Origin of the sequence: Micromonospora lutea (assembly GCF_016863535.1) — a bacterium.
Lineage (GTDB): Bacteria > Actinomycetota > Actinomycetes > Mycobacteriales > Micromonosporaceae > Micromonospora > Micromonospora lutea.
Map to the genome: position 1 here is coordinate 145093 of NZ_BOPB01000003.1, position 21294 is coordinate 166386.

Consider the following 21294-nt stretch of genomic DNA (forward strand, 5'->3'; position numbering starts at 1 on the left):
GCTCCCGCGCCTCACCCGACGAGAGGGCAAGCGCTTTCCCAGGTAACCACAGATCCACGTCGATGTAAATGTCGTACGCTAACATCGCCGGGACCTGCGAAAATGGCGATGCCCCCGGCCTCCTGTGAGGGAGAACCGGGGGCATCGGCCAGACAGGTCAGCCGGCCTGCTCGGCCAACTGGAGGAACTGGCGCTTCGAGGCGAGCGCCTGCTCGGCCTCCTTGATCCGCCGGGCGTCGCCGGCAGCCTGCGCCCGGGCCAACCGCTCCTCAGCCTCCGCGACCTGCGAACGCATCTGAGCCAACAGCGGGTTGTCCTCCCGGCTGGTGCGCCGCCACGCCGAGTCCATCACCTCGCGGACCTTCTCGTCGACCGCGCGCAGCCGGCGTTCCAGACCGGCGGCCGCCTCGCGCGGCACCCGGCCGGCCTCGTGCCACTGCGCCTGGATCTCCCGCAGCTTCGCCTGGGCGCCCTTCGGGTCGCCGTCGATGTCGAGCGCCTCGGCCTCGGCGAGCAGCGCCTGCTTGCGCTCCAGGTTGGCGCGCTGCTCGTTGTCGCGGGCGGAGAAGACCTCACTACGCCGGCTGAAGAAGGCGTCCTGGGCGGCGCGGAACCGTTCCCAGAGCCGCTGCTCGGCCTCCTTCGAAGCGCGCGGCGCCGCCTTCCACTGGGTCATCAGGTCCTTGAGCTGGTTGGCCGTCGCCGCCCAGTCGGTAGACTCGGCGATCTTCTCGGCCTCCGCGACCAACTCCTCCTTGACCGTCTGCGCCTGCTTGCGCTGCGCGTCCAGTGAGGCGAAGTGGGCACCTCGGCGGCGGGTGAAGCCGTCGCGTGCGGCGGCGAAGCGCTTCCACAGCTCGCCGTCAGTCTTCTTGTCGACCCCCCGGATGGTCTTCCACTCGTCGAGGATTTCCTTGAGCCGATCCCCGGCGGTCTTCCAGCCCGTCGACTCGGCCGCCAGCTTCTCGGCCTCCTCCACCAGAGCGGTCTTGCGGGCGAGAGCCTCGACGCGGGCGGCTTCCTTCGCTGCCCGCGCCTCGCCGGCCTTCTCCTCGGCCACGGTGGCGAGCTTGTCGAGCCGGGTCGCCAGGGCATCGATGTCACCGACGACGTGAGCCTCGGCGAGGGAGGCGCGGATCCGCCGGATGGTGGCGAGCGAATGGTTGGCGTCCGCCGCCCCGGACTTGAGCCGTGCCTCGGTCAGGTCCACCTCGGTCACGACGTCGGCGAAGCGGCGTGCGAAGTGTGCCAGTCCTTCCTCCGGTGCCCCTGCCTGCCAGGATCCGACCACCCGCTCGCCCTCGGCGGTCTTGACGTAAACGGTGCCGTCCGCGTCCACCCGTCCGAAGGCAGTCCAGTCGCTCATGTGCCCATCCTCGTTCTCCCGGCACCAGGGAGCAGTCTCCCGGATGCCGCCACGGCGCAGCCAAGTTTCTCCGGGCATTGTCACAGGTGCGCCCCGGTCCGCGTCGAGCGCCTATCGCCGACCGTGACCATACGGTGTCCTAGGGGCGGTCTGCACCATCCGAGCGGCGTGCCGCGTTGGCCCGTACGACCCAACGTACGCGCGGTTTGTCCCGTCGGGTGGCGCGGCACGCGGCGGTAGGCAGGCCGCTACGGTTGCCTGGTGCCACTGGTCGCCGCCGCCGTCTGCCCCCATCCGCCGCTACTCGTTCCCGAGATCGCCGGTGCCGCCGCGTCCGAGCTGGACGATCTGCGCACCGCCTGTGACGTCGCCGTCGCCCGATTGCTCGACTCGGGAGCGCAGAGCGTCCTGGTGATCGGCGCCGGCGATCACAGGGCCGATCTCGATTTTCCGTTCCGGGGCAGCTTCGCCCCCTGGGGAATGCCACTGGAGGTACGCCTGGGGAACCACCCCGACGGGCTGGTGGGCACCGATCACCTCCCGCTCAGCCTGCTGGTCGGCGCCTGGCTGCTCGGCCGGCGTTCGGTGGCCGGGACCGGCGGCATGACCTGGCGGATGAAGACGGTGGGGGCGGACGACCCGGTCGAGACCTGTGCCGACCTCGGTGCCCGGCTCGGTTCGCACGAGCCGTGGGCGCTGCTGGTGATGGGGGACGGCTCGGCCTGCCGGGGTGAGAAGGCACCCGGGTACTCCGATCCGCGCGCCGAGGCGTACGACGAGACGGTCGCGCGGGCCCTGGCCGACGCGGACCTCGACGCCCTGCTCGGCCTGGACCCGGGCCTGTCGGCGCAGCTCCGGGTCGCGGGGCGGGCGCCGTGGCAGGTGCTCGCCGGTGCGGCGCGGGCGGCGGGCGGCCCGTGGCGCGGTGAGCTGCGCTACCACGCCGCGCCCTACGGAGTGGGCTACCTCGTGGCGAGCTGGGAGCGGCCGTGAGCATCCCGGGCGTCGTGGTCGCGGTGGTCGGGCCGACGGCGGCGGGCAAATCCGCCCTGAGCATCGCGCTTGCGCACGCGCTCGACGGCGAGGTGGTCAACGCCGACTCGATGCAGCTCTACCGGGGCATGGACATCGGTACGGCGAAGCTCACCGCTGCGGAACGCGACGGCGTGCCGCATCACCTGCTCGACATCTGGGAGGTCACCGAGCCGGCCAGCGTCGCGGAGTACCAGCGGCTGGCCCGGGAGGCGGTCGACGACATCCTCGCCCGGGGCCGAGTACCACTGCTGGTCGGTGGGTCCGGGCTCTACGTCCGGGCGGTGCTGGAGCAGTTCGAGTTTCCCGGCACCGATCCCGCGCTGCGGCAGCGCCTGGAAAGCGAGTTGGCGGTGCTCGGGCCGGCGCCGCTGTACGCGCGACTGCGCGAGGCCGACCCGACCGCGGCGGCCGGCATCCTGCCGGGCAACGGCCGTCGGATCGTGCGTGCGCTGGAGGTGATCGAGCTGACCGGTAAGCCGTTCACCGCGGCGCTGCCGGAGCCCACGCCCTACTACCCGGCGGTGCAGATCGGTGTGGACCTGGACACTGCCCTGCTCGACGAGCGGATCGCGGTCCGGGTGGATCGGATGTGGGCCGACGGGCTGGTCGCGGAGACCCGGGAACTGGTCGGGCGCGGCCTGTCGCAGGGGCGTACCGCGAGCCGGGCGCTCGGCTACCAGCAGGTGCTGCGTTTCCTGAGCGGGGAGCTGACCGAGACCGAGGCGCACGACGAGACGATCCGCGCGACCCGACGCTTCGTCCGTCGCCAACGTTCCTGGTTCCGGCGTGATCCGCGCGTGCACTGGCTCGACTCGGCTGACCCGGGTGTGGTCGGGGCCGCCGTGCGGATTCTCGGTGAGACTGCGCGATGATGGGGGAGTGGAGTTCACCAAGGGGCACGGCACCGGCAACGACTTCGTGATCCTGCCGGACCCGGATGGCGTGCTCGACCTGACGTCGGAGCTGGTGGCGACGATCTGCGACCGGCGACGTGGCCTCGGCGGGGACGGCGTGCTGCGGGTGGTCCGCGCCGCGAAGCACGCCGACGGCGCCGACCTGGCCGGTGAGGCCGAGTGGTTCATGGACTACTGGAACTCCGACGGCTCCTTCGCCGAGATGTGCGGCAACGGTGCCCGGGTCTTCGTCCGGTACCTGGTGGAGATGGGGTTGGCCGTACCGGCCGACTCCGCCCTGCCGGTGGCCACCCGGGCCGGCCTGGTGCGGGCGACGGTCGAGGGCGACGCCATCGCCGTCGAGATGCAGCGCCCCCGGCTGTACGCCGCCTCCGCTGCCGCCCTGGGCGGGCTGACCCTGCCCGGCACGGCGGTCGACGTCGGCAACCCTCACCTGGTCTGCCCGGTACCCGCCGGGCTGGACCTGGCCGGGCTGGACCTGACCCGGGCCCCTGACGTCGACCCGACGGTCTTCCCCAACGGGGTGAACGTCGAGTTCACCACCGCCGGGGCGCCAGTTGCCGGTGTCGACGCGCACGCGCTGATGCGCGTCTACGAGCGCGGCTCCGCCGAGACGCTGTCCTGCGGCACCGGCGCCTGCGCCGTCGCCGCCGTGGCGCTGCGCGACATCGACCGGGAGACCGGCACTGTCGCCGTGGACGTCCCCGGCGGCCGTCTCACCGTGACCGTCACGCCCAACTCCTGCTGGCTCTCCGGCCCCGCCGTCCTCGTGGCCACCGGTCAGCTCACCCTCCCGGCCCTGCGCCCCTGACCCACCCCACCCAGTTGGGTGCGGGGAGGATCAGGGGGTGGCGGAGGCGGAGGCGGCGATCTCGGGGAGGTCGGCCGGGCCCGGGTCGGCGGCGGGCGGCGGGGTCGGGTTCTGGGCGGCAGCCCGTACGGCCGCAGCGACCGCCGGAGCCACCCGGACGTCGAAGACGCTGGGCACGATGACCGTCGGGTTGATCTTGTCCTCGCCCACCACGTCCGCGATGGCCTGGGCGGCGGCGATCGCCATCTCCTCGGTGAACTCCTCGGCGTGCGCGTCGAGCATGCCGCGGAAGACACCGGGGAAGGCGAGCACGTTGTTGATCTGGTTCGGTTGGTCCGAGCGGCCGGTGGCGACGACCGCGGCGTGCTGGCGAGCCTCCCGCGGGTCGACCTCCGGGTCCGGGTTCGCCAGCGCGAACACGATGGCGTCCTTCGCCATCGTGGCGATGTCGTCGCCGCTGAGCAGATTCGGGGCGCTCACCCCGATGAAGACGTCGGCACCGGCCAACGCACCTGGCAGGTCACCCGAGTAGCCGTCCCGGTTGGTGTTCTCGGCCAGCCACCGCCACGCCGGGTTGAGGTCGGCCTGGCCACGGTGCAGGGCGCCCTTCCGGTCGTACGCGACGATGTCACCGACGCCCTGGCGCAGCAGCAGCTTCATGATCGCGGTGCCTGCCGCGCCGCACCCGGAAACCACGACCCGCACGTCCGCCAACTGCTTGCCCACGACGCGCAGCGCGTTGGTCAGTGCGGCCAGCACGCAGATGGCGGTGCCGTGCTGATCGTCGTGGAAGACCGGAATGTCCAGCGCCTCGCGTAACCGGGCCTCGATCTCGAAGCAACGCGGTGCCGCGATGTCCTCCAGGTTGATCCCGCCGTACGCAGGGGCGATCGCCTTGACGATCGCGACGATCTCGTCGGCGTCCTGCGTGTCGAGCACCACCGGCCAGGCGTCCACCCCGCCGAAGCGCTTGAACAGCGCCGCCTTGCCCTCCATCACCGGCAGCGAGGCGGCGGGACCGAGGTTGCCCAGCCCCAGCACCGCCGAGCCGTCGCTGACCACCGCGACCGTGTTGCGCTTTATGGTCAGCCGGCGGGCGTCGGCGGGGTTGTCGGCGATCGCCTGGCAGACCCGGGCCACCCCCGGGGTGTACGCGCGAGAAAGCTCGTCCCGGTTCCGCAGAGCGACCTTCGGACTCACCTCGATCTTGCCGCCGAGGTGCAGGAGGAAAGTGCGGTCGGAAACCTTGCGCACGTCGACACCGTCGAGCGCCCGGAGCGCGATCACCACCTGGTCGGCGTGGCTGGCGTCGGCGGTGTCGCAGGTCAGGTCGACGATCACACAGGTCGGGTCGGAATCGACCACGTCCAGCGCGGTGACGACCGCGCCGGCCTCACCGACCGAGGTGGTGAGTCGGCCGATCGAGGAGGCATCGGCGGGCACGGCGATCCGGATGGTGATCGAGAATCCGGCACTGGGCAGTCGGGTGGTGGCCACGCAGGTCCCTCCGTCGGCGCTGAACGGCTCGTCCGCATTTCTACCCGCCCGCTGCGGGCAGCCGGTAGCCGCCCCCACTCCCCGTCGGTTCGCAGGTGGGCATATACCAGGTGCAGCGGGCGTTGACACATGTCAGGATTGCTCGGTACGTGCACAGAACGGACAGGAGAGATCGCTTGCGAGACCAGGAGACCTACGTTCCCATCCCCGACGACGAGCTCGACACCACCACCGGCGAGTACGAGCTCTCTGAACGGCAGGCGCTGCGACGGGTCCCCGGCCTCTCCACCGAGCTGACCGACGTCACCGAGGTCGAATACCGGCAGCTCCGGCTGGAGCGGGTGGTCCTCGTCGGCGTCTGGACCGAGGGCACCCAGGCCGACGCGGAGAACTCCCTCACCGAGCTGGCCGCGCTGGCGGAAACCGCCGGGTCGCAGGTGCTCGAAGGGCTCATCCAGCGGCGCAACCGTCCCGACCCGGCGACCTACATCGGTCGCGGCAAGGTCGACGACCTCGGCGCGGTGGTGCTCTCCGCCGGTGCCGACACGGTCATCTGCGACGGTGAGCTGTCCCCGTCCCAGCTACGCAACCTGGAGCAGCGCACCAAGGTCAAGGTGGTCGACCGCACCGCGCTGATCCTCGACATCTTCGCTCAGCACGCCAAGAGCAAGGAGGGCCGGGCGCAGGTCGAACTGGCCCAGCTGGAATACCTTCTGCCCCGGCTGCGCGGTTGGGGTGAGACGCTGTCCCGGCAGACCGGCGGGTCCGGCCGGGGTGGCGGCGCCGGCGGTGGCGTGGGCGTGCGTGGCCCAGGTGAGACCAAGCTGGAAACCGACCGGCGGCGCATCCGCCATCGGATCTCCCGCCTCCGTCGGGAGATCAAGGCCATGCGGAAGGTACGCGAGACCAAGCGCGCCCGCCGTACCCGCAACGCGGTGCCCGCGGTGGCGATCGCCGGCTACACCAACGCCGGAAAGTCCAGCCTGCTCAACCGCCTGACCGGGGCGGGTGTGCTGGTGGAGGACGCGCTGTTCGCCACGCTCGACCCGACCACCCGCCGGTCCACCACCTCCGACGGGCGGGTCTACACCCTCAGCGACACGGTGGGTTTCGTCCGGCACCTGCCGCACCAGATCGTCGAGGCGTTCCGGTCGACGTTGGAAGAGGTCGCCGAGGCGGATCTGGTCGTGCACGTGGTCGACGGCGCACACCCCGATCCGGAGGAGCAGGTCCGGGCCGTCCGCGAAGTGCTGGGTGAGGTCGGCGCCGACCGGCTGCCAGAGCTGCTCGTCGTCAACAAGATCGACGCTGCCGACGAGGAGACCCTGCTCCGACTCAAGCGTCTCTGGCCCGAGGCGGTCTTCGTCTCCGCGCACAGCGGCCGGGGCCTCGACGACCTCCGTGAGACGATCGAGCGGCGGTTGCCCCGCCCGGCGGTCGAGGTACGCGTGGTGCTGCCGTACGACCGGGGCGACCTGGTGGCCCGGCTGCACCGGCAGGGCGAGGTGCTCAGCACCGCCCACCTACCGGAGGGGACGATGCTGCACGTACGGGTCAACGAGGCACTCGCGGCCGAACTGGCCCCGTACCACGACACAGCGCAGGCGGTCCGTACCGCCGGGTGACCGTCAGTCGTGACCGGACTGCCGCGTCACCCGAAGGAAACCTGCGGCATGCGACACTTCTTTCATGCTCCGCACTGTTTCCTCCGTCACGGCTGCCCTCGGCCTGGTCGGGGCCACCGTGGCGGTCGCCGGTGCCGCGCTCGTCGCGCCCGGCTCGACGCCCGCCAAGGCAGCATCTCCCGTGGCGGCGGCCCCTCCGGCCGCCGTCATGGGGCCTCCGGTCATGGCGGCGGGTAAGAAGCAGTGCTCGATCACCGACCCGCGGCTGCGTGAACTTTCCGGCCTGGTGGTGACCAAGAACGGCTACATCGTCATCAATGACAGCAGCGAGCGGGACGACCGTAAGCGCGTCTTCTACCTCAACAAGGACTGCCAGGTCGTTCGCGAGGTCCCCTACTCCGGCGGTGGACCGTACGACACCGAGGATCTCGCCGTCTCACCGGACGGTAAGACGCTGTGGATCGCCGACACCGGCGACAACGTGACCAGCCGTGAGCGTCGCAAGCAGGTGGCGGTCTGGAGCATGCCGGTCGGCGGTGGCAGCCAACCGAAGCTGCACCGGCTGTCCTACCCGGACGGCAAGCCGCGCGACGCCGAGGCGCTGCTGATCGGCGACGACAAGATGCCGTTGATCATTACCAAGGTCACCGCCGGCAAGGCCGAGATCTTCACCCCGGACGGGCCGCTCAAGACCGGCGACACCGAGCCGGTGCCGATGAAGAAGCTCGGCGACGTCGAACTGCCGAGGACAGACACCGAGAACCCGTTGAGCACCTTCGGTCGAGTCGCGATCACCGGTGCGGCCCGATCCCTGGACGGTTCGCGGGTGGTCCTGCGTACCTACGCCGACGCCTTCGAGTACGACGTCCAGAACGGCGACATCGTCGGCGCCATCACCACCGCCACGCCTCGGGTCACCGCCCTGGCCGACCCGTTCGGCGAGGCGATCGCCTACTCGACCGACGGCAAGACGTTCCTGACCGTTTCCGACGCCGGCCATCTGGAGGATGACGACCCTGTCAACATCCTCAGCTACACCCCCTCCACGGAGGGTCCGAAGGCCCTGGCCAACGACCCTGACGCCGCGCGGAAATCCGGGCAGTCGTTCCTCGACGGATTGACCCCGACCGACATCATGTACCTGATCGCCGGGGTCGGTGTGATCGGAGCCCTGCTGGTCGGCGCGGGCATCTTCGGCATCCTGCGCGCCCGCAAGCGTCCGGCACCCAGCGGCCGGAAGCGCGACGGTGACGATGACGCCGATGCTCCGGGCCGCAAAGGCGACGGAAACGGCCCGGCGCCGGGCCGGGGCGGGGTGTACGGCGGGGCGTCGGGCAATGGCGTCTACGGCGGCTCGCCGGCCGGCGAACGGCCCGGTGGTGGCGCCCGCCCGGGCGGTGTCTACGGCGGCAACGGTGCCCGCCCAGGTCAGGGCGGCGGTGGTGGTGTGTACGGCGGTGGCCGGCCCGGCGAGGGTGCCCCCGTCTACGGCAGGCCCGGCGGCGGTCGACCGGCCAGCGGCGGCGGACGTTCCGGTGGCGGTGTCTACGGCGGCGGCGGTGGACGCGCCGGCGGACAGCCGGGCGGGAGCGGCCGCGCGGAGCCACCTCGACGGGGTGGCCCGGCCGAGCCCGACTACCGGGGGCGACGTTCCGGTCGCTACCGGGAGGACGACGGCGAGCCGCACGGCCAGGTGCGTGGCGGCAACTACGGTTACCGGGGCGACCGGTACTGACCTGGCGACCGGTACCGACCTCGGGTCAGCACCGGTCCTGGATCGGCCGGGTCAGATGCGGCGTAGCACCGCCACCACCCGGCCCATGATGGTGGCGTCGTCGCCGGGGATCGGATCGAAAGCCGGATTCTGCGGCATCAGCCAGACGTGGCCGTCACGGCGGCGATAGGTCTTCACGGTCGCCTCGCCGTCGAGCATGGCGGCGACGATCTCACCGGAATCCGCGGTCGGCTGCTGCCGGACGACCACCCAGTCGCCGTCGCAGATCGCCGCGTCGAGCATCGAGTCACCCTTGACCTGAAGCATGAAGACCTCGCCCTCGCCGACCAGCTCGCGGGGGAGTGGGAAGACCTCCTCCATCGACTGCTCGGCGAGGATCGGCCCACCGGCGGCGATGCGGCCGAGCATCGGCACATAGGCCGGGGTGGGCCGCTGAGAGCGGCTGAGCTCGTCGTCCACGTCGCTCGGAGAACGGACGTCGACCGCGCGCGGCCGGTTCGGGTCGCGCCGCAGAAAGCCCTTCTTCTCCAGCTCTTTCAGCTGGTAGGCGACGCTGGAGGGGGAAACCAACCCGACCGCCTCACCGATCTCGCGCACGCTCGGCGGGTAACCGTGGCGCTCGACCCAGGTGCGGATGAAGTCCAGGATGCGCCGCTGTCGAGCGGTCAGATCTACCGTGGCCGGTTCGGGGAAGCCGCTGACCACCGAGGTCACCGGGCGCACCGCCGGCTGGCCGGAACGGGCGCGGGCGACGCTGCGGCGTCGGGCGGCCTGGGGACCCGCCTCGATGCTCTGCTGCGGGCTCTGTGGCCGGTTGGCCCGGTCCTCGGTCACGTCCGTCCTCCCTGGTCGGCGCTGAGTGCCTCGGCGGCTCGTGGTGCGCACGGTGATCTGTTGACCGGTGGGTCGACCATGGTCGCCTCCGGCTGTTCATGACCGTATAGGTGAGATCGGTCTTTTTCAAACATCTGTACGACCTGTTGTGGCGTGTTGGCGCGGAAATCCAGCACCTCCTCCGGCCTGCCTGACAAATAGTACGACTGTTCGAGTCGAAAGGAATTGTCGGCGCGGCGACCGGTGGGTGGTAACCCGCGCCGCCGGTCCGCGTTGGGCTCTCCGGTTGCGAAACCATGCTGGTGCCGGTGAGGTTCACCGTGACGCGCCGGACACGCCGGCCAACTTGACCCCGGATCGTCAGCGACATACGGTCAACCCCTAGATGTAGTAGTCACATGGGCGTAAGTTGCCTACAGGTTGGGTTCGACTACCGACCGCACTCCCGCACCGCCGAGCCGGGGCCATCCTGCGGGGATGGGTCCGGCTTGCTGAGGCGTGCCCGGGAGTGGGTCGGCTGGACCCTGGTCGATCAAGGAGGTCGCGCGATGCGGTGTCCGTACTGCCGGCACGCCGACTCCCGGGTGGTCGACTCGCGGGAGGCCGACGACGGCCAGCTGATCCGGCGACGGCGGGCCTGTCCCGAGTGCGGCAAGCGGTTCACCACCGTCGAGGAGGCGGTGCTCGCCGTGGTCAAGCGCAGCGGTGTGACCGAGCCGTTCAGCCGGACGAAGATCATCGGCGGGGTGCGCAAGGCGTGCCAGGGCCGGCCGGTCGACGAGGATTCGATCGCGCTGCTGGCGCAGCGGGTCGAGGAGACCGTCCGGGCCAAGGGGGCCGCCGAGATTCCCAGCCACGAGGTGGGGCTGGCCATCCTGGGCCCGCTGCGGGACCTGGACGAGGTCGCCTATCTGCGGTTCGCCAGCGTCTACCGGTCGTTCGACTCACTCGCCGACTTCGAGCGGGAGATCGAGACGCTGAGAGCAGCCGCGCGCGCCCGCGACGGTGCCGGAGCCGAGCCGGCCGGCGCGCAGTGAATGTCTGAGCAGTACCAGTGACAGTCGGATCGCGCGGCGGACCCGCGCGGACGAGGGGGCGGATGAGATGCCGGGGGATGGTGTGACGACAAGCAGGTCACGAAGCAAGGCAGGCGCGGGGCTCAAGATCGAGCGGGTCTGGACGACCGAGGGCGTGCACCCGTACGACGAGGTCGCCTGGGAACGCCGCGACGTCGTGATGACGAACTGGCGGGACGGCTCGATCAACTTCGAGCAGCGCGGGGTGGAATACCCGGAGAGTTGGAGCGTCAACGCGGCCAACATCGTGACCACCAAGTACTTCCGGGGGGCGGTGGGAACCCCGGAACGGGAGTGGTCGCTCAAGCAGCTGATCGACCGGGTGGTCACCACCTACCGCACCGCCGGTGAGGAGTACGGCTACTTCGCCTCCCCGGCCGACGCCGAGGTCTTCGCCCACGAGCTGACCTGGATGCTGCTGCACCAGGTGTTCAGCTTCAACTCCCCGGTCTGGTTCAACGTCGGCACGCCCTCGCCGCAGCAGGTCAGCGCGTGTCTCCCGTACGACTCCCTGGTCAGCACGCCGGCCGGGCTGGTGCCGATCGGCAAGCTGGTCGAGGAGAACGCCGTCGGGACCAAGGTGTACGACGCCAACGGTCTGACCAGCATCGTCGCCGTCAAGGCCAACGGGGTGCGCGAGGTCCTCCGGCTGCACACCAAGGCGGGCTACACGCTCGACGTCACGCCCGACCACGTGGTGTGGAAGAGCACTGGCCCCGGCACCGGACACTGGGTCGAGGCCGGCACCCTCAATCCCGGCGACAAGCTCGACTGGCACCGCACGTACGCCTACGGCGAGAGCGAACTGGACCTGCGGGAGATCCGCGAGGCCGCGCTCGCCGGATGGCTCCAGTTCGATGGGTTCGTCGGCCAGTACGACCACGGCACCAACCGGTCGTTGACGATCGAGGCGATGACCGTCGACGACGACGAGCTGGACTGGGTCACCACCACCCTGGACGAGGTCTTCCCCGACGCGCACCGCAAGGAACGCCCGGTGACCACCCAGGACGAGAACCTCGACTGCCGGCGTACCCGCCTCTACGGCGAGCACCTGCGCCCGTTCGTGCAGAAGTGGGACCTGCTGACCCGTGGCACCGAGATGGAGGTGCCGGAGCGGCTCTTCACTGCGCCGTTGCCGGTCGTCGCGGCGTACCTGCGCAGCATTTTCCAGGCCGAGGGCTACGTCGCGGCGCGCGAGCGGTCGACGCTCGTCGCGGTGGACATGATCTCGGAAGAACTGATCCGCGGCGTGCAGAGCCTGCTGCTGCGCTTCGGGATCTTCTCCCGGGTGTCGTTCAAGGCCGACCCGCGCCCGGACCGCAAGGGCTGCTGGTCCGTCCGGATCCAGAACGACGGTGACCGGGACCTGTTCGCCACCCACATCGGTTTCGTCGGCGCGGAGAAGATGGCCAAGCTCGAAGCCAGCTTCGCCAAGCCGGGCCGGCCCGCCGCCGATGTGAAGCGGCTGGAGATCGACCGGATCGAGCCGCTCGGCTCGATGGAGGTCTACGACATCCAGACCGAGAGCGGCGAGTTCCTCGCCGGCAACCTGCGGGTGCACAACTGTTTCATCCTCTCCGTTGACGACTCGATGGACTCCATCCTGGACTGGTACAAGGAGGAGGGGCTGATCTTCAAGGGCGGCTCCGGCTCCGGGGTCAACCTGTCCCGGATCCGCTCCTCCCGGGAACTGCTCTCCTCGGGCGGCACCGCCTCCGGCCCGGTCAGCTTCATGCGCGGCGCGGACGCGTCCGCCGGCACCATCAAGTCCGGCGGTGCCACCCGGCGCGCGGCCAAGATGGTCATCCTCGACGTCGACCACCCCGACATCGAAGAGTTCGTGATCACCAAGGCCCGCGAGGAAGACAAGATCCGCGCGCTGCGCGACGCCGGGTTCGACATGGACCTGGGCGGTTCCGACATCGTCAGCGTTCAGTATCAGAACGCCAACAACTCGGTCCGGGTCTCCGACGAGTTCATGTCGGCGGTGGAGAACGACGGCCCGTTCGACCTGCGTGGCCGGCTCGACGGCTCGGTGATCGACACCGTCGACGCGAAGAAGCTGTTCCGCACCATCTCCCAGGCCGCCTGGGAGTGCGCCGACCCCGGCCTGCAGTACGACGACACCATCAACGACTGGCACACCTGCCCGGAAACCGGCCGGATCACCGCGTCGAACCCGTGCTTCACCGCAGACACGCTCGTACACACCGACAAGGGCCTCATCCGGTTCGACGCACTGATCGACCGGGCGCGACTTGGGGAGACGTTCGGTGTTTACACCCACGACGCGACCAACCCCGAGGCACCCGCCGATCGGATTGAGCTGACCACTCCCGAAGCATTGATGATCACGGGTACGAATGAGATCCTGCGCTTGGAGTTCAGCAACGGCATGGTACTGCGCTGCACGCCGAACCACCGGATCTGGACCACCAACCGCGGCTACGTTGAGGCGCGGGAGTTGACCAGCGAGGATCGGATCCTGCCGCTCAACCTACCCACCCCGGCGGTAGCCGCTTCCCGCGCGTTCGCCATGCGACCCGGCACGTCGGTTACCCCAGGCGATGTCGTGGCCACCAAGTGGCAGCGGGAGTCCCGGCTGCCGGAGAAGTGGACCGAGGATTTCGCTCACCTGTTGGGCTGGCTCACCGGTGACGGCTGCCTGCGCCTCGGGAGTCAGACACGTGGTGACAACCCGGTCGCCACCTGGATCTACAGCAGCGAGGACCGGGATGCGGTCCTGCCCCGGCACCAGGCGCAACTCGCAGAGATCCTTGGGTTCACGCCGAAGCCGTCAGAGCAGCCGAACGGCACCGTCCAGCTGCGCGCCGGTCGGGCAGCGGTGGTGGACTTTCTGGGCGGGCTCGGGGTCAGCACCGGCAAGGCCGCCGATAAGCGGATCCCGGCGGCCGTTCTGGAAGCCCCAGTGGAGATTCAGGCGGAGTTCCTCCGGGGCTTGTTCGACGCGGATGGCTGTGCCGGCGAGACTGCGAACGCCACCCGCTACGTCGGACTCGGCTCGGTCTCCATCGAGCTGCTTCGCGACGTGCAGCGGATGCTGAGCTGCTTCGGGGTTGGCAGTCGGATCTACGCGACCCGTCGGCCGGGGGATACCGGGTTCAGCTACACCACGGTGCAGGGCGAGTCACGGGAGTACACGGGCGGGCAGCTCTACGATCTCCGGATTTCCGGAGCGAACATCCCCACCTTCGTCGCCGCGATCGGGTTCACCCACCCGCGTAAGGCGGAGCGGCTCGCTGGCTGGCTGCGAGAGCACCGCTTCTACCGCACGGACCAGACTGCGACGCTGGTGAAGCGCGAGTTCGACGGCGTCGAGACCACGTATAACCTGTCCGAGCCGCGCAACCACTCGTACATTGCCAATGGCGTCGTTGTCCGAAACTGCTCGGAGTACCTGCACCTGGACAACTCCTCGTGCAATCTGGCCTCGCTGAACCTGATGAAGTTCCTCCGCGCCGACGGTGGCTTCGAGGTGGAGAAGTTCGTCAAGAGCGTCGAGTTCGTCATCACCGCGATGGACATCTCGATCTGCTTCGCCGACTTCCCGACCGAGAAGATCGGTGAGACCACCCGGGCGTACCGGCAGCTCGGCATCGGGTACGCCAACCTGGGTGCCCTGCTGATGGCCTCCGGCCTGCCGTACGACTCGGACCAGGGACGCTCGGTCGCTGCGGCGATCACCTCGCTGATGACCGGCACGGCGTACCGTCGTTCGGCCGAGCTGGCCGGTGTCGTCGGCGCGTACGACGGCTACGCCCGCAACGCCGAGCCGCACAAGCGGGTGATGCGCAAGCACGCCGCTGCGAACGACGAGATCAAGCCGGCCGGCACCGTGGCGACCGCGATCCAGCGGGAGGCCACCAAGCAGTGGACCCAAGGCAACAAGATCGGTGACAAGTTCGGCTGGCGCAATTCCCAAGCCGCAGTACTCGCACCTACTGGGACTATCGGCTTGATGATGGACTGCGACACCACCGGTGTCGAGCCGGACCTGGCGCTGGTCAAGTTCAAGAAGCTGGTCGGCGGCGGCTCGATGCAGATCGTCAACCAGACCGTGCCGCGCGCCCTGCGCTCCCTCGGCTACCCGGAGGAGCAGGTCGAGGCGATCGTCGAGCACATCGCCGACCAGGGTCACGTGGTGGACGCTCCCGGCCTCAAGCCGGAGCACTACCCGGTCTTCGACTGCGCCATGGGGGAGCGTTCCATCGCGCCGATGGGTCACGTGCGGATGATGGCGGCGGTCCAGCCGTTCATCTCTGGCGCCATCTCCAAGACGGTGAACATGCCGGAGCAGGCCACCGTCGAGGACGTCGAGAAGATCTACTTCGAGGGCTGGAAGCTCGGTCTCAAGGCGCTGGCCATCTACCGGGACAACTGCAAGGTCGGCCAGCCGCTCTCGGCGGCGAAGAAGAAGGCCGCCGAACCGGAGACGACCGCCACTGCCGTCGCGCCGGTGGTGGAGAAGGTCGTCGAGTACCGCCCGGTGCGCAAGCGGCTGCCGAAGAAGCGCCCGTCGGAGACCATCTCCTTCTCGGTGGGCGGGGCCGAGGGCTACCTCACCGCCTCGTCGTACCCGGACGACGGTCTCGGCGAGGTCTTCCTCAAGATGTCGAAGCAGGGTTCCACCCTGGCCGGGGTGATGGACGCCTTCTCGGTGGCCATCTCCATCGGCCTGCAGTACGGCGTGCCGCTGGAGACGTTCGTCAGCAAGTTCACCAACATGCGCTTCGAGCCGGCCGGCATGACCGACGACCCGGACGTGCGGATGGCCGCCTCGGTGATGGACTACATCTTCCGTCGCCTGGCGTTGGACTTCCTGCCCTACGAGCGTCGTGCCGAGTTGGGCATCTTCACCGCCAAGGAGCGGGCCGCCCAGCTCGCCGCCGAGGCCGAGGCCGAGGCGAACGGCACCGACCTGACCGCGATGGCCGCCTCCGCCCCGGTGGAGAGCAAGCCGGAGGAGCCGAAGCCCGGCCCGGTCGCCCAGCCGGCTCAGGAACTCGCCGACGTCGCCGCCGTCAAGCCGGCACCGTCGGTCGGTTCCAGCACCGAGCTGCTGGAGGCCGTGATCGGCAAGGCCGCCGACGCACCGCTCTGCTTCACCTGCGGTACGAAGATGCGCCCGGCCGGTAGCTGCTACGTCTGCGAGGGCTGCGGCTCCACCAGCGGCTGCAGCTGACGAAAGCGACAAGCCCCGGGCGATCACCGCCCGGGGCTCTGTCGTTCGTTGAGATCATGGACCGAAACTGCCCTCCCAAGGGCGCTTCCGTACCAAGATTCTTCTAGTCCGCTTATTGCTGAGCGCGTGAGGTGCCGGTTGGTGTGCTGCACCGCGCTTCATGGGGTGGATTCGGTAGTGAGGTGTGCGCGCACCTCGACGGCGACGGCGTCCATGTCGTACTCGGGGACACGTTCGTCGGGTGGCGCGTGGAGGTAGGCGAAGGCGCGCGGGCCACGGTGATCGAGTGGGATGTCCGCCAGGCGCGGAACCACGTGAAAATGGACGTGCGCGAAGCCGGCTTGTTCGGCGTACTGCATCACGTAGGTCTTCACACAACCGGTGACGGCGGTCAGCGCCCGGGAGAGCCGGACCTGCCAGGTGCCGAGGCTGGCCGCCTCGGCGTCGGTCAGTTCGGCGATCGACGTGACGTGCCGGCGGGGTACGAGCACCAGCCAGCCGGGCAGCCGGCTGTCGAACGCGTGCGCCACCCGCCAGTGCTGGTCGGCGTCAACGCGTTCCCGCGGCGGCAGAGTGTCGAACCGTTCCTCGCTGCGGCACACGTAGCAGTCCATGCCAGAAGGTAGCGCCCTCGGGGCACTCCGTCACCCTGGTGCGTGTCGGGGACCTGCAGACCGCCCACGAACGCCGCGCCAAAGTGATCGCCAGCGCGCTGGCCCTGACCGAAGTGCTGCGAGGCGGCCCTCGCGACGCTCCCGTGCACCGGGTGTTGTTTCGGATCACCGTGCAGCCGGTGAGTGCGGAACTCGGTCGTCGTGCGGGCGAACTTCTCGGCGCAACTGGCCTGTCGGGGCATCGGTGCGCCATCGATGCGGTGGTGGCCGCGACGGCCCTGGAGTTGACGCGTCCCGTGGTGTTGCTGACCAGCGACCCGGACGACCTGTGCCGACTCGTCGAGGAGCCGGACCGGCCGAAGGACCAGCGCATTGCTGTGGTCCACGTGTGATCCACGTCCCGGGCAGGGGATCACCTGGTTCGGGTAGCGACGACGGGCGGTGCCGACAGCAGGCGGGGCAGGTCCCGCACCGACCAGCCACCGGTGAGGCACCACAGGGCGATGACCGGGTCGCAGATCGCGCAGCCGAACGACGAATCGTGGGCGAACGGGATGATCGGGTTGCCCTTCAGGTGGTGCACGATGTCCCAGCCGGTGTGCAGCAGCCAGCCGACGCCGATCCACCGCCACGACTCCAGCCCCCGGAAGGCCACGTAGGCCAGCACGGCCACGAACGGGAACTCCCACGCACCGAGCCCTCCACCGCTGAGGTACGCCGCGCCCGCCCCCGCGATCATGATGGCGTTGAAGCGGCGGCGGTGCGGTTCCCGGATCAACGAGTTGAGGCAGACGTAGAGGACGCCGATGAGCAGCGGCACGACGATGTTCATGAGCGGTGAATCTAGGTGCCGGCGGCGGTGTCGAGCAGGGGCCGGCGAGCCATCGACCGACGGGTTCTCGCCAGAATGGGCGGATGCACCGGGTGGTGGTTGTCGCGTACGACGGTGTGGTCCCGTTCGACCTGTCTGTGCCGGTCGAGGTGTTCGGCCGCGCCCGGCTGGCCGACGGCGGTGCCGCGTACCAGGTTCGGGTCTGCGGGGCGACCGACGAGGTCCGGGCCGGCGCGCTCGGGCTGCGGGTGCCGTACGACCTGTCTCTGCTCACCGAGGCGGACACGGTGGTGGTGCCGGGGATGGCCGACCTGGACACGCCGCTGCCGGAGCCGCTCCGCGCGGCGCTGGCCGGCAGCCCGGCCCGACTGCTCTCGATCTGCACCGGTGCCTTCGTGCTGGCCGCTGCCGGTCGGCTCGACGGCCGGCGGGCCACCACCCACTGGGCGGCCGCGTCCGAGTTGGCCCGCCGGTACCCGACTGTCGTGGTCGACCCGGAGGTGCTGTTCGTCGAGGACGAGTCGGTGTTCACCTCGGCCGGTGCGGCCGCCGGGCTCGACCTCTGCCTGCACGTGGTACGCCGCGACCACGGTGCGGCCGTCGCCGCCGAGACCGCCCGTAGCTGCGTGATGCCGCTGGAACGGGCCGGGGGGCAGGCGCAGTTCATCGCGTACGAGCCACCCGCACCGGCCGGGCACAACCTGGCGTCGCTGCTGGAGTGGTTGACCGAGAACCTGCACCGCCCGCTGACCCTGGCCGAGATCGCCGCGTACGCGACGATGAGTCCGAGGTCGTTGAGCCGGCACTTCCGCGAGCAGACCGGCACCACGCCGATGCGGTGGCTCAGCCGGCACCGGGTCCGTCGGGCCCAGCACCTGCTGGAACGCAGCGACCAGCCGGTCGAGCGGATCGGCGAACTGGTCGGGTTCACCTCGCCGACCGCCTTCCGAACGTGCTTCCGGCAACTCGTCGGCGTCAGCCCCCGCGACTACCGGGCGACCTTCCGGCCCCCGGGGCTGGCGGTCAGCGGGTGAGTTCGCCCAGGCGGGTGGCGAGGAAGTCGCGTTCGGCGTCGTTGTCGACCAGGTCGATCGCGGTCCGGTAGGCCTGCGCCGCCTCGGTGTCGCGGCCGAGCCGGTGCAGCAGGTCGGCTCGGATCGCCGGCAGGTAGTGATAGCCGGCCAGTCGCGGGTCCTGGGCGAGAGCGTCGACCTCGGCCAGCGCCACGGTCGGTCCGTCCACCATCGACACCGCCACGGTCCGGTTCAACGCGACCACCGGTGACGGCCAGCGGTCCAGCAGGGCGTCGTAGAGCCGGACGATCTGCGGCCAGTCGGTCGCCTCGTAGCGGGGCGCGAGGGCGTGCAGCGATGCGATGGCGGCCTGCAACGCGTACCGGCCGGGCCGTCCGGTGCGGAACGCGCCGAGGACCAGGCGGCGGCCCTCGGCGATGGCGTCCCGGTCCCATCGGGAACGGTCCTGGTCCTCCAGTCGCACCAGCCGGCCGTCGGTGTCGGTGCGGGTGGCCCGCCGGGCGTCGGTGAGCAGCAGCAGCGCGAGCAGTCCGCGTACCTCCGGCTCGTCGGGCATCAGGCTGGCCAGCATCCGGGCCAGGTGCAGCGCCCGGTCGACCAGGTCGGCGTGGACCAGGTCGCCGCCGGCGGGCGCGGTGTGTCCGGTGGTGTAGAGCAGGTGTACGACGGCGAGCGCCGAGTCCAGCCGTTCGGGCAGTTCGGCGGCTTCGGGGATCCGGTAGGGAATCCGGGCGGCGGTGATCTTCTTCTTGGCTCGGGTGATGCGTGCCGCCATCGTCGGTTCGGAAACCAGGAAGACGTGAGCGATGTCGCCGGTGCTGACCCCGCAGACCAGGCGCAGAGTGAGCGCCACCTGGGCTTCCCGGGCAAGCGCCGGATGGCAGCAGGTGAAGACCAGCCGCGGCCGGTCGTCCGGCACGGCGATCTCGTCCGGGACGTCTGGTTCGGTGGCGTCCGGTTCGAGCAGCAGGGGCAGTTTCGCGCGGAGCACCTGCCGGCGGCGCAGCACGTCGAGGGCCTTTCGTCGGGCCGTCGCGGTGAGCCAGGCACCGGGTCGGTCCGGTACGCCGTCTCGGGCCCACGCGCCGAGCGCCGCCAGGTACGCCTCCTGGACGCTTTCCTCGGCGAGGTCGAAGTCACCTGCGACGCGGGCCGTGGCGGCGAGCACCAAGGCCCATTCGTGGCGGTGCGCCTCCGCCACTGCCCGTTCGACCTCGGCGGTTGTGGCCGGCACGGTGCTGCGCTCGCCGCCGCTCACTCGACGGGCGGCGTGAACAGCGGACGGACCTCCACCCCGCCGTGAATGGTGGCCGGGTTCAGCTTGGCGATCCGTACCGCGGTGTCCAGGTCGGGCGCTTCCAGGACGAAGAATCCGGCGACGACCTCCTTGGCCTCGATGAACGGGCCGTCGGTGACGAGGTCGCCACGTACCGCGGTGGCGGTGGTGCTCGGTTGCAGCGCGAAGCCCGTGACGATCCGCCCACCCAACTCCGTGACCTGCGCGGGGTACCGCTCCAGCAGGGCGAGGTAGTCGGGGGTGAGGTCCATCGGGTCGGCCGGCGCCGGCGAGAAGATGAGGACTGCGTACTGCGCCATGCTGTCTCCTTCATCGACGTCATCCGCTGTCCCGTCGATGGGCGGGGCCAGTGCGGACGGACACCATTCGGGGGAAATCTAGACTGCCCGGGATGAGCGGAGAAGGACGACCTCGGGCGGCACGGCCTCTGACCGAGCCGCACCCGTCGCGGTTGTCGCTCGACCACCCCGGCCGGCAGCGCATCCTCGCCGTGCACGCCGCCGCGCTGGCCGCGGGCGACGCCGGCTACCTTGACCCGGACAGCGGACTGTTCGTCCTCACCGCCGGATTCCTCGCCCGCCGCGGCACCTGCTGCGGCCGGGGCTGTCGCCACTGCCCGTACGTGAGTTGAGGGACCGCACCAGGCGCGGTCCCTCGGTGGTCAGGCGGCGGCGACGAAGACCCGGGAGGCGATCTCGCGGGGCAGCCGGACGCTCTCGCCGGAGCGGTCGATCGACACCGCGTCGCGCTCCTGCGCCACGGTCACCGTGGCACCCGGGTCGACACCGGCCGCGTGCAGTTGCCGGAGCACCTCGGCGTCGGTCTGCACGCTCTCGCAGATCCGGCGTACGACGACTGGGCCGGTGAGGCCGGGGAAGGCCAGGTTGCGCTCGCCGTCGGTCGGCTCGGGCTCGGGATGACCGGGTGAGCCCAACTCCTCCAGGCCCGGGATCGGGTTGCCGTACGGCGACCGGGTGGGCCGGTTGAGCAGGTCGTAGACCCGCTTCTCGACCGCGTCGCTCATCACGTGCTCCCAGCGGCAGGCCTCTTCGTGGGCCTCCTCGTAGGGCATTCCGATCACGTTGACCAGCAGCAGCTCGGCGAGGCGGTGTTTGCGCATCACTGAGACGGCGGTGCTGCGCCCCCGCTCGGTGAGGCTCAGGTGCCGGTCACCTTCGACCGTGAGCAGGCCGTCGCGTTCCATCCGGGCGACGGTTTGGCTGACCGTCGGGCCGCTCTGGCGCAACCGTTCTGCGATCCGGGCGCGCAGGGGAGGCACACCCTCTTCCTCAAGTTCGAGGATCGTACGCAAGTACATTTCGGTCGTATCGACCAGGTCGTGAGACTTCATGGTGTCAGCGGCCCTCCAGAGGCCGATGGTACCCTGCCGCACCCCCGACGTCTGTCTCCGAGCCGTC

The 21294-nt window shown here is 70.2% G+C and carries 18 protein-coding genes; 10 read left to right on the forward strand and 8 right to left on the reverse strand.

Annotation, left to right across the window (positions count from 1 at the left end):
* Positions 1-157: 157 nt before the first annotated feature.
* Complete coding sequence (locus tag Vlu01_RS04415; protein WP_203994165.1) at positions 158-1366, reverse strand: DUF349 domain-containing protein; 1209 nt, start codon at positions 1364-1366, stop codon at positions 158-160.
* A 261-nt stretch (positions 1367-1627) separates the two neighbouring features.
* Here Vlu01_RS04415 and Vlu01_RS04420 point away from each other — a divergent pair, with 261 nt between their 5' ends.
* Genes Vlu01_RS04420 through dapF form a run of 3 tightly spaced genes read left to right on the forward strand, consistent with a single transcriptional unit; the run spans position 1628 to position 4126 of the window.
* The gene (locus tag Vlu01_RS04420; RefSeq protein WP_203994181.1) at positions 1628-2359 is read left to right on the forward strand and encodes a class III extradiol ring-cleavage dioxygenase family protein; all 732 of its coding nucleotides are present in this window, start codon (positions 1628-1630) and stop codon (positions 2357-2359) included.
* Entirely contained in the window at positions 2344-3273 is a 930-nt protein-coding gene (gene miaA / locus Vlu01_RS04425; RefSeq protein WP_203994501.1) for a tRNA (adenosine(37)-N6)-dimethylallyltransferase MiaA, read from the forward strand. Before Vlu01_RS04420 ends, miaA begins: the two co-directional genes overlap by 16 nt.
* 7 nt (positions 3274-3280) lie before the next feature.
* Positions 3281-4126, forward strand: coding sequence for a diaminopimelate epimerase (gene dapF / locus Vlu01_RS04430; protein WP_203994504.1), 846 nt, complete (start codon positions 3281-3283; stop codon positions 4124-4126).
* 30 nt (positions 4127-4156) lie between these two features.
* Here dapF and Vlu01_RS04435 read toward each other — a convergent pair whose 3' ends face one another.
* Positions 4157-5623: an NAD-dependent malic enzyme gene (locus tag Vlu01_RS04435; RefSeq protein ID WP_203994184.1), complete on the reverse strand. Its 1467-nt coding sequence runs from the start codon at positions 5621-5623 to the stop codon at positions 4157-4159.
* 176 nt (positions 5624-5799) lie between these two features.
* Between Vlu01_RS04435 and hflX the strand changes: the two genes are divergently transcribed.
* Together hflX and Vlu01_RS04445 are read left to right on the forward strand one after the other, a co-directional pair.
* Positions 5800-7248 carry a GTPase HflX gene (gene hflX / locus Vlu01_RS04440; protein ID WP_203994200.1) on the forward strand — a complete coding sequence of 483 codons (1449 nt, stop codon included), beginning with the start codon at positions 5800-5802 and terminating at the stop codon, positions 7246-7248.
* 64 nt (positions 7249-7312) lie between these two features.
* A complete protein-coding gene (locus Vlu01_RS04445) occupies positions 7313-8983 on the forward strand; it encodes an SMP-30/gluconolactonase/LRE family protein (RefSeq protein WP_203994203.1) in 1671 nt (556 codons plus the stop codon).
* A 51-nt stretch (positions 8984-9034) separates the two neighbouring features.
* Here the strand turns inward: Vlu01_RS04445 and lexA are convergent, their stop codons facing one another.
* Complete coding sequence (lexA, locus tag Vlu01_RS04450; protein WP_203994206.1) at positions 9035-9817, reverse strand: transcriptional repressor LexA; 783 nt, start codon at positions 9815-9817, stop codon at positions 9035-9037.
* A gap of 548 nt (positions 9818-10365) precedes the next feature.
* Between lexA and nrdR the strand changes: the two genes are divergently transcribed.
* Both nrdR and Vlu01_RS04470 read left to right on the forward strand, forming a co-directional pair.
* The gene (gene nrdR / locus Vlu01_RS04455; RefSeq protein ID WP_203994210.1) at positions 10366-10854 is read left to right on the forward strand and encodes a transcriptional regulator NrdR; all 489 of its coding nucleotides are present in this window, start codon (positions 10366-10368) and stop codon (positions 10852-10854) included.
* A 67-nt stretch (positions 10855-10921) separates the two neighbouring features.
* Positions 10922-16099 carry a vitamin B12-dependent ribonucleotide reductase gene (locus Vlu01_RS04470; protein WP_239095690.1) on the forward strand — a complete coding sequence of 1726 codons (5178 nt, stop codon included), beginning with the start codon at positions 10922-10924 and terminating at the stop codon, positions 16097-16099.
* A 158-nt stretch (positions 16100-16257) separates the two neighbouring features.
* Here the strand turns inward: Vlu01_RS04470 and Vlu01_RS04475 are convergent, their stop codons facing one another.
* Positions 16258-16713, reverse strand: a complete 456-nt coding sequence (locus Vlu01_RS04475) for an HIT family protein (protein WP_203994213.1) — start codon at positions 16711-16713, stop codon at positions 16258-16260.
* Positions 16714-16751: 38 nt separating this feature from the next.
* On the opposite strand from Vlu01_RS04475, the gene Vlu01_RS04480 reads away from it, so the two are divergent.
* Positions 16752-17105: a PIN domain-containing protein gene (locus tag Vlu01_RS04480; protein WP_203994217.1), complete on the forward strand. Its 354-nt coding sequence runs from the start codon at positions 16752-16754 to the stop codon at positions 17103-17105.
* A 20-nt stretch (positions 17106-17125) separates the two neighbouring features.
* On the opposite strand, the gene Vlu01_RS04485 is transcribed toward Vlu01_RS04480, so the two are convergent.
* Complete coding sequence (locus Vlu01_RS04485; protein WP_203994220.1) at positions 17126-17545, reverse strand: DUF6010 family protein; 420 nt, start codon at positions 17543-17545, stop codon at positions 17126-17128.
* 83 nt (positions 17546-17628) lie between these two features.
* On the opposite strand from Vlu01_RS04485, the gene Vlu01_RS04490 reads away from it, so the two are divergent.
* Entirely contained in the window at positions 17629-18579 is a 951-nt protein-coding gene (locus Vlu01_RS04490) for a GlxA family transcriptional regulator (protein ID WP_203994223.1), read from the forward strand.
* Here the strand turns inward: Vlu01_RS04490 and Vlu01_RS04495 are convergent.
* Both Vlu01_RS04495 and Vlu01_RS04500 read right to left on the reverse strand, forming a co-directional pair.
* Complete coding sequence (locus Vlu01_RS04495; RefSeq protein ID WP_203994508.1) at positions 18569-19747, reverse strand: RNA polymerase sigma factor; 1179 nt, start codon at positions 19745-19747, stop codon at positions 18569-18571. The genes Vlu01_RS04490 and Vlu01_RS04495 overlap by 11 nt on opposite strands.
* An 86-nt stretch (positions 19748-19833) precedes the next feature.
* The gene (locus tag Vlu01_RS04500; RefSeq protein WP_203994226.1) at positions 19834-20175 is read right to left on the reverse strand and encodes a YciI family protein; all 342 of its coding nucleotides are present in this window, start codon (positions 20173-20175) and stop codon (positions 19834-19836) included.
* Positions 20176-20267: 92 nt separating this feature from the next.
* Between Vlu01_RS04500 and Vlu01_RS04505 the strand changes: the two genes are divergently transcribed.
* Entirely contained in the window at positions 20268-20507 is a 240-nt protein-coding gene (locus Vlu01_RS04505; RefSeq protein WP_203994229.1) for a DUF5522 domain-containing protein, read from the forward strand.
* Between the two features lie 30 nt (positions 20508-20537).
* On the opposite strand, the gene Vlu01_RS04510 is transcribed toward Vlu01_RS04505, so the two are convergent.
* On the reverse strand, positions 20538-21227 hold the full coding sequence (locus tag Vlu01_RS04510; RefSeq protein ID WP_203994232.1) for an iron-dependent transcriptional repressor DtxR: 690 nt from the start codon (positions 21225-21227) through the stop codon (positions 20538-20540).
* Positions 21228-21294 lie beyond the last annotated feature (67 nt).